General features: G+C 56.4%; 15 protein-coding genes. 14 read left to right on the top strand and 1 reads right to left on the bottom strand.

The window, feature by feature from the left end; translation table 11 throughout:
- Nucleotides 1-39: 39 nt before the first annotated feature.
- The 10 genes from def to spoVM all read left to right on the top strand — a co-directional run bounded on the left by def (nucleotide 40) and on the right by spoVM (nucleotide 8,798).
- Entirely contained in the window at nucleotides 40-513 is a 474-nt protein-coding gene (gene def, locus JJB07_RS19675) for a peptide deformylase (protein ID WP_201637830.1), read from the top strand.
- Nucleotides 514-523: 10 nt separating this feature from the next.
- Nucleotides 524-1,474, top strand: a complete 951-nt coding sequence (gene fmt, locus JJB07_RS19680; RefSeq protein WP_201637831.1) for a methionyl-tRNA formyltransferase — start codon at nucleotides 524-526, stop codon at nucleotides 1,472-1,474.
- A 13-nt stretch (nucleotides 1,475-1,487) separates the two neighbouring features.
- Nucleotides 1,488-2,846: a 16S rRNA (cytosine(967)-C(5))-methyltransferase RsmB gene (gene rsmB, locus JJB07_RS19685; RefSeq protein ID WP_236588239.1), complete on the top strand. Its 1,359-nt coding sequence runs from the start codon at nucleotides 1,488-1,490 to the stop codon at nucleotides 2,844-2,846.
- Between the two features lie 30 nt (nucleotides 2,847-2,876).
- On the top strand, nucleotides 2,877-3,953 hold the full coding sequence (gene rlmN / locus JJB07_RS19690; protein WP_347338378.1) for a dual-specificity RNA methyltransferase RlmN: 1,077 nt from the start codon (nucleotides 2,877-2,879) through the stop codon (nucleotides 3,951-3,953).
- A 13-nt stretch (nucleotides 3,954-3,966) separates the two neighbouring features.
- Complete coding sequence (locus tag JJB07_RS19695; protein WP_201637833.1) at nucleotides 3,967-4,716, top strand: Stp1/IreP family PP2C-type Ser/Thr phosphatase; 750 nt, start codon at nucleotides 3,967-3,969, stop codon at nucleotides 4,714-4,716.
- Entirely contained in the window at nucleotides 4,713-6,719 is a 2,007-nt protein-coding gene (pknB, locus tag JJB07_RS19700; protein WP_201637834.1) for a Stk1 family PASTA domain-containing Ser/Thr kinase, read from the top strand. Before JJB07_RS19695 ends, pknB begins: the two co-directional genes overlap by 4 nt.
- Before the next feature lie 37 nt (nucleotides 6,720-6,756).
- Nucleotides 6,757-7,635, top strand: coding sequence for a ribosome small subunit-dependent GTPase A (rsgA, locus tag JJB07_RS19705; RefSeq protein WP_201637835.1), 879 nt, complete (start codon nucleotides 6,757-6,759; stop codon nucleotides 7,633-7,635).
- Between the two features lie 15 nt (nucleotides 7,636-7,650).
- Nucleotides 7,651-8,301, top strand: coding sequence for a ribulose-phosphate 3-epimerase (gene rpe / locus JJB07_RS19710; protein ID WP_201637836.1), 651 nt, complete (start codon nucleotides 7,651-7,653; stop codon nucleotides 8,299-8,301).
- A gap of 215 nt (nucleotides 8,302-8,516) precedes the next feature.
- Nucleotides 8,517-8,684 carry a hypothetical protein gene (locus JJB07_RS19715; protein ID WP_201637837.1) on the top strand — a complete coding sequence of 56 codons (168 nt, stop codon included), beginning with the start codon at nucleotides 8,517-8,519 and terminating at the stop codon, nucleotides 8,682-8,684.
- A 30-nt stretch (nucleotides 8,685-8,714) separates the two neighbouring features.
- Nucleotides 8,715-8,798 carry a stage V sporulation protein SpoVM gene (gene spoVM, locus JJB07_RS19720; RefSeq protein ID WP_038091732.1) on the top strand — a complete coding sequence of 28 codons (84 nt, stop codon included), beginning with the start codon at nucleotides 8,715-8,717 and terminating at the stop codon, nucleotides 8,796-8,798.
- A 38-nt stretch (nucleotides 8,799-8,836) separates the two neighbouring features.
- On the opposite strand, the gene rpmB is transcribed toward spoVM, so the two are convergent.
- Nucleotides 8,837-9,028 carry a 50S ribosomal protein L28 gene (rpmB, locus tag JJB07_RS19725; protein ID WP_201637838.1) on the bottom strand — a complete coding sequence of 64 codons (192 nt, stop codon included), beginning with the start codon at nucleotides 9,026-9,028 and terminating at the stop codon, nucleotides 8,837-8,839.
- A 241-nt stretch (nucleotides 9,029-9,269) separates the two neighbouring features.
- On the opposite strand from rpmB, the gene JJB07_RS19730 reads away from it, so the two are divergent.
- The 4 genes from JJB07_RS19730 to sdaAA all read left to right on the top strand — a co-directional run bounded on the left by JJB07_RS19730 (nucleotide 9,270) and on the right by sdaAA (nucleotide 13,002).
- Entirely contained in the window at nucleotides 9,270-9,635 is a 366-nt protein-coding gene (locus JJB07_RS19730) for an Asp23/Gls24 family envelope stress response protein (protein WP_201637839.1), read from the top strand.
- Nucleotides 9,636-9,656: 21 nt separating this feature from the next.
- A complete protein-coding gene (locus tag JJB07_RS19735) occupies nucleotides 9,657-11,348 on the top strand; it encodes a DAK2 domain-containing protein (RefSeq protein ID WP_201637840.1) in 1,692 nt (563 codons plus the stop codon).
- Nucleotides 11,349-11,422: 74 nt separating this feature from the next.
- Nucleotides 11,423-12,097, top strand: a complete 675-nt coding sequence (sdaAB, locus tag JJB07_RS19740) for an L-serine ammonia-lyase, iron-sulfur-dependent subunit beta (RefSeq protein WP_201637841.1) — start codon at nucleotides 11,423-11,425, stop codon at nucleotides 12,095-12,097.
- Between the two features lie 14 nt (nucleotides 12,098-12,111).
- Complete coding sequence (gene sdaAA, locus JJB07_RS19745; protein WP_201637842.1) at nucleotides 12,112-13,002, top strand: L-serine ammonia-lyase, iron-sulfur-dependent, subunit alpha; 891 nt, start codon at nucleotides 12,112-12,114, stop codon at nucleotides 13,000-13,002.
- The last annotated feature ends 4 nt before the right edge of the window (nucleotides 13,003-13,006 follow it).

The raw sequence follows: 13,006 nt of genomic DNA on the forward strand, positions 1-13,006 counted from the left end.
GTTTGGTAAGATTGTGTAGATGAGGAGGTTTTACAAAACATGGCGATTAAGATCGTCCGGAAGGAAGGCGACCCCGTTTTGCGGCAGGTCGCAAAGCCGGTTCCGGAAGTGACTTCGAATATACAGAAACTCTTGAACGACATGGCGGACACGATGTATGAAAACATCGGCATCGGTCTTGCCGCCAACCAGATCGGCATCCTCAAGCGTTGTATCGTGGCAGATGTCGGCGAAGAGTCCGGCTTGATCAAGTTGGTCAACCCGGAAGTCGTGCATGCCGAAGGGGAACAACTCGGTCCGGAGGGGTGCTTGTCGATCCCCGGTGCGACGGGCGATGTCTTGCGCGCCGCTCGAGTGACCGTCAAAGGTCTGAATGAAGAGGGCAAGGAAGTCGAGATCAAAGCGGAGGGCTTGCTGGCTCGTTGCTTGTTGCATGAAATCGACCATCTCAACGGAATTTTGTTCACCGACCACGTCCGCCGCATGGGCGGGAGCGGGAAATACTCCAAATAGAAGCTGGGTGTTGACACAGATGCGTATTTTGTTCATGGGTACTCCGGATTTTGCTGTGCCTTGCTTGGAAAAATTGATCGCGAACGGGTACAACGTCGTCGCGGTCGTCACCCAGCCCGACCGTCCCAAGGGTCGCAAGGGCGAACTCGCACCGCCGCCTGTCAAAGAAGCGGCGCTCCGACTTGGTCTGCCGGTCTTGCAACCGGAGAAAGTCCGTGCGGAGGAAGCGCTGATTGAACTTGAGAAGTACGACGCAGACCTGCTCGTCACCGCCGCATACGGGCAACTGCTCCCGAAGCGCTTGCTTGAGATGCCGCGTCTCGGTTGCATCAACGTTCATGCTTCTCTGCTCCCGCGCTGGCGGGGCGGGGCTCCGATTCACCGCGCCATCATCGAGGGCGACCAAGAGTCGGGCGTCACGATCATGCGCATGGTGATGGCATTGGACGCGGGGGATATGATCTCGCGGGTGGTTGTGCCGATCGACGAGGCCGACACGGCAGAGTCGCTTTTCCATAAACTTTCGGAAAAAGGTTCCGATCTGTTGATCGAGACCTTGCCGACGATTGAAGCGGGCACGTTTACCGAAACGCCGCAGGACGAGTCGCAAGTGACATTTGCCCCGAACCTCTCGCGCGATGACGAACGGATCGATTGGACGAAGGACGCTCGCCGCCTGTACAACCAAGTGCGCGGGATGAATTCGTGGCCGGTGGCGTTCACGTCGTTGGATGATAAAGTCATGAAGATATGGCAAGCTAAGGTTATGGAAGAAACTAGCGAGCCGACGAAGTATGAACCTGGCATGGTAGTCACCACGACGAGCGATTCGATTGTGGTGCAGTGCGGACGCGGACAACTGGCTCTGACGGAGATTCAACCGTCCGGCAAGCGCCGTATGCCCGCATCCGATTACCTGCGTGGAGTAAAGCTCGCACCGGGAACCCGATTTGGCGAGTAGGAGGCAGACAGATTTGACAACGAGAAAAGCGAACACAGCACGAGACCTCGCCTTGGACGTGCTTTTGTCCGTGGAGACGCGTGGGGCTTACAGCAACTTGGCATTGACCAACGCTTTGCGTCATACGCGATTGGACTCACGTGATGTGGGGCTGGCAACAGAATTGGTGTATGGAACGATCGGGCGTTTGAACACGATCGACTTTTATTTGACCCCGCTTTTGAAGACTCCGCTTCACCAGTTGGAGGACTGGGTTCGCAACTTGTTGCGCCTGACCGTGTACCAATTAATGTACCTCGACCGCGTGCCGCCGTTTGCGGCGATCAACGAGGCGGTGGAGATCGCCAAGCGTCGCGGTGCGAAAGCGAGCGGGTTCGTCAACGGCGTCCTGCGCTCTTTTTTACGGAAAAAAGACGACATCAAGATGCCGTCTCGCGAACGCAACTGGGTGAAGCGAATCTCGCTGGAACACTCGCATCCGGAATGGATGGTCAAACTGTGGGAAACGACGTACGGACGGGAGACGGCGGAAGCGATCTGCATCGCGAACAACGTCCGTCCGAAAGTCACGTTGCGTGTGAATTCCCATCGTCTGACGCGGGACGAGTTGTTGCAACAACTGCTGGACGCCGGGGTGCAAGCGCATGCGTCCGAGGTTTCGCCCTATGGCGTTCTGCTCGATCAGGGCTTGGATGTAGCCAAGCTTCCTGCTTTTCAAGAGGGGCTGTGTACCGTGCAAGATGAGAGCTCGATGCTGGTCGCTCAAGCGTTGGCTCCTGAAAAAGGGATGCGCGTGTTGGACTGCTGTGCAGCACCGGGTGGCAAGACCACGCATCTGGCAGAGTTGATGGGTGACGAGGGCGAAGTGTTCGCCGTGGACATCCATGAGCACAAAATCGAACTGATCTTCAACGTTGCAGATCGTCTGGGCCTCCAATCGATCACCGCTCAGGCGGGCGACATTCGCGATGTAGTCGGGGAGGCAGGGCAATTTGACAGCATCCTGCTCGATGCGCCGTGCAGCGGACTGGGTGTCATTCGCCGCAAACCCGATCTCAAATGGGGCAAAGTCCCCGGTGACATCGCCGAGATTGCCGGGATTCAGCGAGATTTGTTACATACGGTGGCGGGGGCGCTCAAACCGGGCGGCGTGCTGGTGTATTCCACCTGTACGGTGGCACCGGAAGAGAACGAAGCGATGATCGCGGAGTTTCTCGCACTGCATCCGGAGTTTTCCGGAGACCCGCTGCAACCACATCTGCCTGCCGAGATCATGGCGGGAGCGTCTCCGGACGCTTTTTCCGTGCAGATTTTCCCGCAGCAGTATGAAAGTGACGGATTTTTTATCGCGCGTTTGCGTCGAAATTCATAAGGCCCGTCCTTTGAACATAATGGAAAGAGGGTGAGTCGAATTCAAGACTTGGAACTTTTTGAAGCGAAGCAACCGGTTCAATTGCTCGACATGAAGTTGGAAGAGTTGGAAGCGTACGTGAAGGAGCTCGGACAACCGAAGTTCCGCGCGAAGCAGATTTTTACGTGGCTGCACCAACAACGCGTCACTTCCGTAGACGAGATGACCAATTTGCCTCAGGCATTCCGCGAGCAGTTGAAGGAAGTCGCGGTGGTCACCACGATGAAGGAAGTAACCCGTCAAGAGTCGGTGGACGGGACGATCAAGTGGCTGTGGGAACTCCACGATGGTTCTACGATTGAGACGGTGTTGATGCGCCATGACTACGGCAACTCGGTATGCGTGTCCAGTCAAGTCGGGTGCCGCATGGGCTGTACGTTCTGCGCGTCGACGCTCGGCGGGCTCGTTCGTCATCTGTCCGGCGGCGAGATCGTCGAACAGTTGTTGAACGTCCAGCGTTTTCTCGATCCGTCGGAGGAGCGCGTCTCAAGCGTTGTGATGATGGGGTCGGGGGAGCCGTTGGAGAACTACGACGCGGCGATGAAGTTCGTTGACTTGATCAACGACCCGAACGGTCTCGGCATTGGGGCGCGACACATCACGATCTCCACGGTGGGTCTCGTTCCGGCAATTCGCCGTCTGGCAGACGAAAAGCGCCAGATCACGCTCGCGATCTCGCTTCATGCGACTCGTGACGAGATTCGCTCTTCGATGATGCCGATCAACCGGGCGTTCAGCATCGATCAATTGCTGGACGCTTGCAAGTATTACTTCAAACAGACGGGCCGTCGCTTGTCGTTTGAGTACGCGTTGGTCGGGGGGCAGAACGACAAAATCGAGCACGCTCGAGAATTGGCCGGCCTGCTCGGACATTTGGACTGCCATGTCAACCTGATTCCGGTTAACTATGTCCCAGAGCGCAACTACACGCGTACGCCGAAGGATCAGATCCGCGCATTCGTCGCGGAGTTGCAACGTCTCGGCGTCAATGCGACCGTCCGACGGGAGAAGGGCCACGACATCGCGGCCGCCTGCGGGCAATTGCGCGCAGAACAGGGGAGAAACTAAGAGGTGATTGAGGATGCAAGTTGCGGCGAAGACCCATGTGGGTCTCGTACGTCAGTTGAACGAAGACTCCTATGCGATTGTGGCACATCAGCAACCGCACGGGGTCGCGGTCCTCGCTGACGGAATGGGGGGCCACCTTGCGGGTGAGGTGGCCAGCGCCTTGGCAGTGGAAGCGGTTGTCAAGCATATCACCGAGCATACAGAGGGCGGGAGCGACGACCCGCAGGACTTGCTGGTGGCAGCGATCAAACAGGCCAACCAAGCGGTTCACGACCGTGCTTCCTCTCAACAAGGGTTGAGCGGCATGGGGACGACGTTGATCGTCTCGCTGTTCAACCAAGAACAAATCTATCTGGGGCACATCGGAGACTCACGGGTCTATCTGTTGCAGGGCGGTGAACTCCGTCAAGTGACCGAAGACCATACGCTGGTCAACGAATTGTACAAAAACGGGCAGATCACGCTCGAAGAAGCGCTGCACCACCCTCAACGCAACATCGTGACCCGCGCCGTCGGCACCGATGAGCGTGTGCAACCGGACCTCTTGCAGTTGGAATGGGGGGAGGGTGATCTGTTGCTGATCTGCTCAGACGGGCTGTCCAACATGGTGGAAGAACGGCTGATGTCTGACATCTTGCGCGCGGAAGTACCGGTCACCGCCAAAGTGGACGCTTTGCTCGACAAAGCGATCTATGCCGGCGGTCATGACAACATCACGATCATCCTCGTACAAAACCAATCGGATCGAGGTGATGCAACGTGATCGGTCGAAAACTCGGCAATCGGTATGAAGTGATCGAGAAAATCGGCGGCGGCGGGATGGCGGTTGTCTACCGTGCTCTGGACACGTTGCTCAACCGCAACGTCTCGATCAAAGTGTTGCGTGCGCAATTCTCGATGGACGAGGACTTTGTTCGCCGTTTCCGCAGAGAAGCGCAAGCGGCGGCCTCGCTCTCGCATCCGAACGTGGTAAACATTTACGACGTCGGCGTGGAGGGCGAAGACTACTACATCGTCATGGAGTTTGTAGACGGCTTGACGCTCAAGGAGATCATCCAAGACCGTGCGCCGTTGCCGGTGGCGGAGGCCATCGACATCGGAAAGCAGATTTGCGCAGCTCTTGGTCACGCGCATGAGAACAACATCGTGCATCGTGACATCAAGCCGCACAACATTTTGATCGGCAAGGACGGACGCGTCAAAGTCACCGACTTTGGCATTGCACGGGCCATCACTTCGAACACGATTACGCAGGACGGCTCTGTGCTCGGTTCCGTTCATTACTTCTCACCGGAGCAGGCGAGAGGCGGAATCACCGACGTGAAGTCGGACATCTATTCTCTGGGCGTGGTGCTCTATGAGATGGTGACAGGCGAATTGCCGTTCTCCGGCGAGACTCCGATCTCGGTCGCGCTCAAGCACTTGCAAGACCACTTCGTAGAGCCGCGTGAGATCAACCCGTCGCTTCCGCAGTCGGTCGAGAACATCATCTTGAAGTCACTCGCCAAAGACCCGCTCATCCGCTACCAAACAGCTCGCGAGATGTACCGCGATCTGGAAAAAGCGCTGCTCTACCCGAACGTCGCCAAGTTTTCCATCCCCGATGTCGATGAGCAGCAGACGATCCAGATGCCGGCCGTCGGCTTGCGTAACGCCGGGATGGACTCTCTGCCGTCGCGCGGTCAAAAACCGCCGGAAGCGGTGGACGCGACGTCTCTGGAAGCGGAAGAGTCGATGAAGAAACAGGATGAAACGTCTCCGGAAGGCAAGAAAGAACGCAAGTTCTGGCGGCCGGTCGTCTGGTTGTTTGCCATCTTCCTCCTGCTTGGCGTCGGCGCGGTCACCGCGTATTCGCTGGTCACCAACTTCATGGGCGAGCCGGATGTCACGATGCCGAAAGTCGAAGGCATGAAGTACGACGATGCCGTGAAGGAACTCGTCCAAGCGGGGCTTGATATCAACAATATCAAGCGAACAGACGAACCGAGCAATGACGTGGCGCCAAACGTGGTCATGAAACAAGACCAGTACGCAGGCAAAACGATCAAAGCCAACCGGCCTGTCGAACTGACCGTCTCCATCGGCGCGGAGAAGTTTAACATGCCAAACGTCGTCAAGATGAACGTCAACGACGCGAAATCGGCACTTCGAGCGAAGAACTTCGAAGAATCGAACATCACCGTCACCGAGAAGGAAGACCGCGACAACTCGCCGGGAACCGTCCTCAGTCAGTACCCGGATGCGGACACCAAAGTGGACCCCTCTGTCAAAGTCAAACTGACCATTGCCAAGGGTGTACAGAAAGTCAAAATTCCGGACGTGGCGGGCAAAACGCTCGACGACGCAAAAAATGCGCTCGAAAGCGCAGGACTGAAACTCGGTCAAGTGATCAACATGCAAAGCGACAGCGTTCCCAAAGACAACGTCATCTCCACCTCGCCGTTCAAAGCGGGCGATGAGGTTGAAAAAGGAGAAACGGTCGGTCTGATCCTCTCGGCCGGTCCGACCAAAAGCGACTCCCAGACCCAACCGAAAAAGAAAAACGTCAACGTGACCGTTGAAGTCAAAGACGGCAAGAAAGTGTCCGTCAAGATCGTCCGTAACGATTCCCGAGGGGTCTCGAACGTCGTGGACGGCGATGTGATCACAGCCACCAAGGTCTACACCATTGAGTGTATCGTGACGCCGGATCATATCGCAGCGATCGATGTCTACCAAGACGGGTCGCCGTCCAAGACCATCCCGGTACCGTACGAAGACGAATAAACTCACGAATCCAACACGTAGCGGCAGGAGGTTCTACATGCCGGAAGGGATTATCACCAAAGCCATTTCAGGCTTTTATTACGTGCAAGAAGGAGACGTCGTGCGCCAATGTCGGGCGCGCGGCGTTTTTAAGAAAAACGGAATCACTCCGCTGGTCGGCGACCGCGTGCTGTACGAGCCGATGGGGAGCGAGGGCATCGTCAATGAAGTGCTTCCCCGCAAAAACGAATTGGTCCGACCTCCGGTCGCCAATCTCGACCAATCGGTGCTGACGTTTTCAGCCAAGGAACCAGAGTTCAACGCGAAATTGCTCGACCGCATGCTGGTTCATGTGGAACGAGAGAGCTTGCCGGCTGTGATTATTTTGACCAAGGTCGATTTGCTCGACGATCCATCTGTTGCGGAGAACTGGTTGCAACCGTACCGCGACATGGGCTATGAAACGGTTCCCGTTGCGACCAAGCAGGGAGCGGGGCTCGAACGTGTTCGCGAGTTGTTGCAAGACAAGCTCTCCGGGCTTGCGGGCAACTCCGGCGTCGGCAAGTCCACGCTGCTCAACGCCCTCGTGCCGGGCTTGAACTTAAACACCGCGGAGATTTCGCAGAAGTTGGGACGCGGGAAGCACACCACGCGTCACTCGGAGATCTTCCGCGTGTTTGACGACACGTTCGTCATCGACACGCCGGGTTTCTCAACTCTTGAGTTCACAGGGATGGAGCCCGAAGACCTCTCCCAATACTTCCGTGACATCTGGGATGTCGGTATGGACTGCAAGTATCGGGGCTGTCTCCACGAGAGCGAGGACGGCTGCGCGGTTCGACCGGGTTCGGAAACGGGCCGTGTGAGCGCAACCCGCTACCGTCATTACCTGGAGTTCCTCGCAGAGCTCAAAGAAGCAAAAGAGTACCGCTACTAAGAGGAGGTCACCTTCATGGACACCCGAATCGCGCCTTCGATACTCTCAGCCGACTTCTCGAAGTTGGGCGAAGAGATCGCTTCTGTGGAAGCGGGCGGTGCGGACTGGTTGCACGTCGATGTCATGGACGGGCATTTCGTCCCGAACATCACCATCGGCCCGCTGGTCGTGGAAGCCATCAAGCCGCACACCAAGTTGCCGCTCGACTGCCACCTCATGATCACCAACCCTGACACCTACATCCCGGCGTTCGCCAAGGCGGGGGCTGATGTAATCACCGTGCATGTGGAAGCGTGCCCGCACTTGCACCGTACCTTGCAATTGATCCGCTCGCTCGGCGTCAAAGCAGGTGTCGCACTCAACCCGCACACGCCGCTTGCGATGATTGAGAACGTGCTGACAGAACTCGATATGGTGCTGTTGATGACCGTGAACCCGGGCTTTGGCGGCCAGAAGTTCATCGAGAACGTCGTGCCGAAGATCAAAGACCTGCGCCAGAGCCTCGACACGCAAGATTTGCAACACGTCGAGATCGAAGTGGACGGCGGGATCAACGAGGAGACCTCGCGCCTCGTGCGTGCTGCCGGTGCCAACGTGCTTGTGGCCGGGAACGCGATCTACAATGCCCCGGACCGTGCAGATGCCATCCGCCGGATTCGTGGGTAATGGTTTGAGAAAAAACAAGGCTCGTCCCGCATTCTAAAGTCCATCCGTGACCCATAGGATGTACTATTCGGGAGAGCCCAAAGAGAAATGGCCGCTCCCGTCAGTGCGACGGAAGCGGCCGTTTTTTCGTGGCACAAAATGCACTCATACGAATATATTGTACCGTAAGAGATGGGCGGGAAGCCCACTCGACGAAGAGAGGTGCGCTCAGGTTGATGGGATACCGAACGCGGGGGTGGAAGATTACAGCCAAACGAAGTAGCGGCGTCATCCTGGCGAGTGCCGGACTCTTCGTCGTCGCCCGTTTTCTGCCGCCCGAGATGTGGGTTGCAAGCCTCGGGGTGGTGCTGGTCTGGGTTGGATGGGTCCTGTTCAAAAGCTAAACCAATGAAAAGCAAGAAGGAGGGGTCACTTTGCGCTTTTACACGATAAAGTTGCCTCGTTTCTTAGGCGGGATTGTCAAAGCGATGCTGAATGCGTTCCAAAAGGAAAAATAAAAAAGCACCCTCGCAGGTGCTTTTTTATTTCTCTCACATTAGATTGCACGTTTGATCTTACCAGCCTTCAAGCAACGGGTGCAGACATTGACGCGCTTCACAGTGCCGTTGACGTTTGCACGAACTTTTTGGATGTTCGGCAGCCAGCGACGCTTGGTCAGAATATGGGAGTGAGAAACTTGGTTCCCGGTCTTCGGGTCTTTCCCACAGATCTCGCAACGTTTTGCCATCGTATTTGCACCTCCTTACGACGATTCCTAAGTCCCGTGACTTGTGCATCCCTTGATAAAATGCGTACAAGTCGCAAACACTCACTTATATTACCATAGCAATTCCTAGCTTGCAAGCGTACCACCCCAAACTCTCGACAATATTTTTACTAGGACAGGCACTGGACTTTTCCTTTGGAAGGTTCTGTAGTACACTGTTGGTGCTAGCTGTCCGAGAGTTTACAGGAGGTGTGTTTGGTTCATGCCAAAAGTAATAGTAACGGAACTTGGGAAGATCGAGATCGCGGAAGACGTCATCGCGATGGTCGCAGGTCATGCAGCGCTTGACTGCTACGGCCTCGTGGGCATGGCGTCCCGGAAACAGGTCAAAGATAGCATCACCGAACTACTGGGTCGAGAAAACTTGAGCCGTGGTGTACAAGTTCGCACCGAAGGCGAGGAAGTCATCGTCGATATGTACATCATCGTAAGCTATGGAACGCGTATCTCCGAAGTCGCACACAATGTGATGGACAAGGTGAAGTATACCTTGGAGAACTACCTGGGGCTCAAAGTGGAACGAGTGAACGTAATCGTTCAAGGAGTCCGCGTCACCGGGGAGAGGTAACAAAGGAGGTTTTTACACTCTATGAGTCAACACTTAGATGGGACTATGTTCGTACAGATGGTTATGGCCGGACATCGCAACTTAGAGACGAACAAGGACACGGTAAACGCGCTGAATGTTTTCCCTGTCCCGGACGGGGACACCGGTACGAACATGAGCTTGTCGATGACATCCGGTGTGAGCGAGCTTCGGAAATACATAAACGAACCGCTGTACCGTGCTACGGAGGCGGTCTCTACCGGCCTGCTGATGGGCGCGCGCGGCAACTCGGGCGTGATCCTGTCTCAATTGTTCCGCGGCTTCTCGAAAGCGGTTACCAAGCAAACGTCCGTTGACGCCGTTAAATTTGCAGACGCACTGCAAAACGGTGTGACGACCGCTTATTCTGCGGTGGTCAAGCCGGTTGAAGGCACGATCCTCACCGTCGCCAAGGATGCGGCGAAAGCGGCGCAAGCGGCGGCCAAGCTCCCGCAGGCGACGATTGTTTCCGTTATGGAAGCTACGTTGAAGGAAGCAGAAGCTTCGCTCAAACGAACGCCGGACATGCTTCCGGTCTTGAAGCAAGCGGGCGTCGTCGATTCCGGCGGTCAGGGACTCGTCTGCATCTACCGCGGCTGGTTGGCGGGGATGACGGGAGTGGAAGTTACGGAAGCTCTGGAGGTCACTGCGCCTGCTAAGGAGAAAGTTATGACTCCGGCTGCCTCTTACTCACACGGTGACGGGGATTCGGAATATGGATATTGCACGGAGTTCATCATTCGATTGGAAAAAGCGGCTGCCGATGAGCAAGCCATGGAGAAGTCGGTGCGTGATGCGCTGATGGAACTGGGCGACTCCATGTTGGTGGTGGCAGCAGACGAGTTGGTCAAAGTTCACATCCACGCGTTGCAACCGGGGAATGTCCTGAACGCGGCGATGGGCTTCGGCGCACTGACTCGCATCAAGATCGACAACATGACGGAGCAGAACCACAACCTGCGCCTCATGGATTCCGAGGAAGCGGCGGAGGCGGCAGCAGAACAAGCGGCACCGCTCACCGAAGAATCCACTTCGAACAAACCGTACGGCATCGTGACGGTCACCACCGGCACCGGGCTTGTAGACGTGTTCAAATCGTTGGGTGTGGAAGGGATCATCGAGGGCGGACAGACGATGAACCCGAGCACGGAAGACATCGTGAACGCGGTGAAGCAGCTGCACGCCGATCGCGTCTTCATCTTGCCGAACAACTCCAACATCATCATGGCGGCAGAACAGGCCAAATCGGTCTTGGGTGACGTCGTGACGGTGATTCCGACCAAGTCGATTCCGCAAGGGATCGCGGCCGCGCTGTCGTTTGATGCAAACGCAGCGGCTGAAAGCAACGAGAGCGCGATGAAATCGGCGGTCTCGCGTGTGAAGTCCGGTTCGATCACGCAAGCGGTGCGCGATTCCGTGTACCAAGACTTGGAGATCAAAGAGAACGACTTCATGGGCATGCTTGAAGGCAAAGTCGTAGCGCTTGGGAAGGAATTGGATTTGACCGGCATCGCCTTGCTTGAGAAAATGGTAGATGAGGAGAGTGAGGTCGTCACCGTGTTCTACGGCGACCAAATTTCCGAATCGGAGGCGCAAGAACTGATCGAAGCGGCACAAGCGCAATTCGATCATTGCGAGTTTGAACTTCATGAGGGCGGGCAACCGCTGTACTCTTATATCTTCTCCGTCGAATAGGCGGAAGGGGACCGACGGCCCTGTCGCACTGCGGCAGGCCGTTTTTTACGGTAAGGCTTAGGGGGAACTTGAGCATGTCTTCATCATTTCGCCATTCATTTGACATCATCGGGCCGATTATGATCGGTCCGTCCTCGTCGCATACGGCCGGAGCAGCCCGCATCGGCCGCATTGCGCGCAACCTGTTTGGAGAGGAACCGGAGGTTGCGGAGATTTTGCTGTACGGTTCGTTTGCGAAGACGTACCGAGGTCACGGCACCGACGTCGCGTTGGTAGCCGGTCTGATGAACTTTTCGACGCATGACGACCGCATTCCGAAATCCTTGCAGATTGCACAGGAGTCCGGTTTGCAGGTCACGTTCAAACCGGGGCCGCCGAATCCGGATTATCACCCGAACACGGTACGCATCAAATTGCTTCGTGGTGAGCGCAAGTTTGAGATGCTCGGTGTCTCGATTGGCGGCGGAGCGGTGGAGATCTTGGAGATCGACGGGTTCAAAGTCAAGTTGACCGGACAGTATCCGACGCTCGTCATCCCCCATGCGGATCGCTTTGGCGTGGTGGCTGCGGTGACGACGATTCTGTCAAAGCACCAACTGAACATCTCGTTTATGGAAGTTTCCCGCCGTGGTCGCGGGTCGGAGGCTCTGATGTTGATTTCGACCGACGAGCAACCGCCGGCTGAAGCTGTGGACGAAATTCAGCAGTTGGAAGCGGTCAAGCGAGTCGCTCGCATCGACGCTTCCTGAGGAGGAACGACATCGTGAGATTTACCAATTTGGCTGAAATGGTTGCGCTTTGCGAGCAAGAAGGCAAGCCGATCTACGAACTGATGATCGACGAGCACGTCCAAGAGACGGGCGCATCGCGCGAGACGGTTTTGCAACAAATGACCGAATCGTTCGACGTGATGATGAAATCGGTTCAACGCGGTTTGACGGAAGACATCAAATCGTTCTCCGGATTGACCGGTGGAGACGCCAAACGCGTCTACGAGTACGCACAAAAAGGCAAGACCCTGCTTGGCAAACAAGCGACCGAGGCTGTCGCGATGGCGTTGTCCACTTCGGAAGTCAACGCCGCGATGGGTCTCGTCGTTGCAACGCCGACAGCAGGTTCCTGCGGTATCTTGCCGGGCGTGCTCTCGTCGTTGAAAGAGTCGCTTGGAGCGACGGAGGAGCAATTGGTGCTCGGCATGTTCACGGCTGCTGCTGTCGGCTACGTCGTAGCGAACAACGCCTCGATCTCGGGAGCGGGTGGCGGCTGTCAGGCGGAAGTCGGTTCGGCAACCGCCATGGCGGCGGCTGCTGCGGTGGAATTGGCAGGCGGTACGCCGTCTCAAGCAATTCAAGCGGCAGGCTTGGCACTGAAAAATGTCCTCGGCCTCGTCTGCGACCCGGTCGCCGGACTTGTTGAGATCCCGTGCATCATCCGCAACGGTTTCGGCTCTGTGCTGGCGTTGGCAGGTGCAGATATGGCGCTTGCTGGCGTGCGCAGTGTGATTCCGCCGGATGAAGTGATCCTCGCGATGTACAACATCGGCAAACAGATGCCGGTCGAACTGCGCGAAACGGCCCTCGGCGGCCTCGCCGACACCCCGACCGGACGTCGACTTGAAAAACAAATCTACGGAGACGACACGAAAGAAGCGTGACGTA

Source organism: Tumebacillus amylolyticus, assembly GCF_016722965.1.
Classification (GTDB): Bacteria; Bacillota; Bacilli; order Tumebacillales; family Tumebacillaceae; genus Tumebacillus; species Tumebacillus amylolyticus.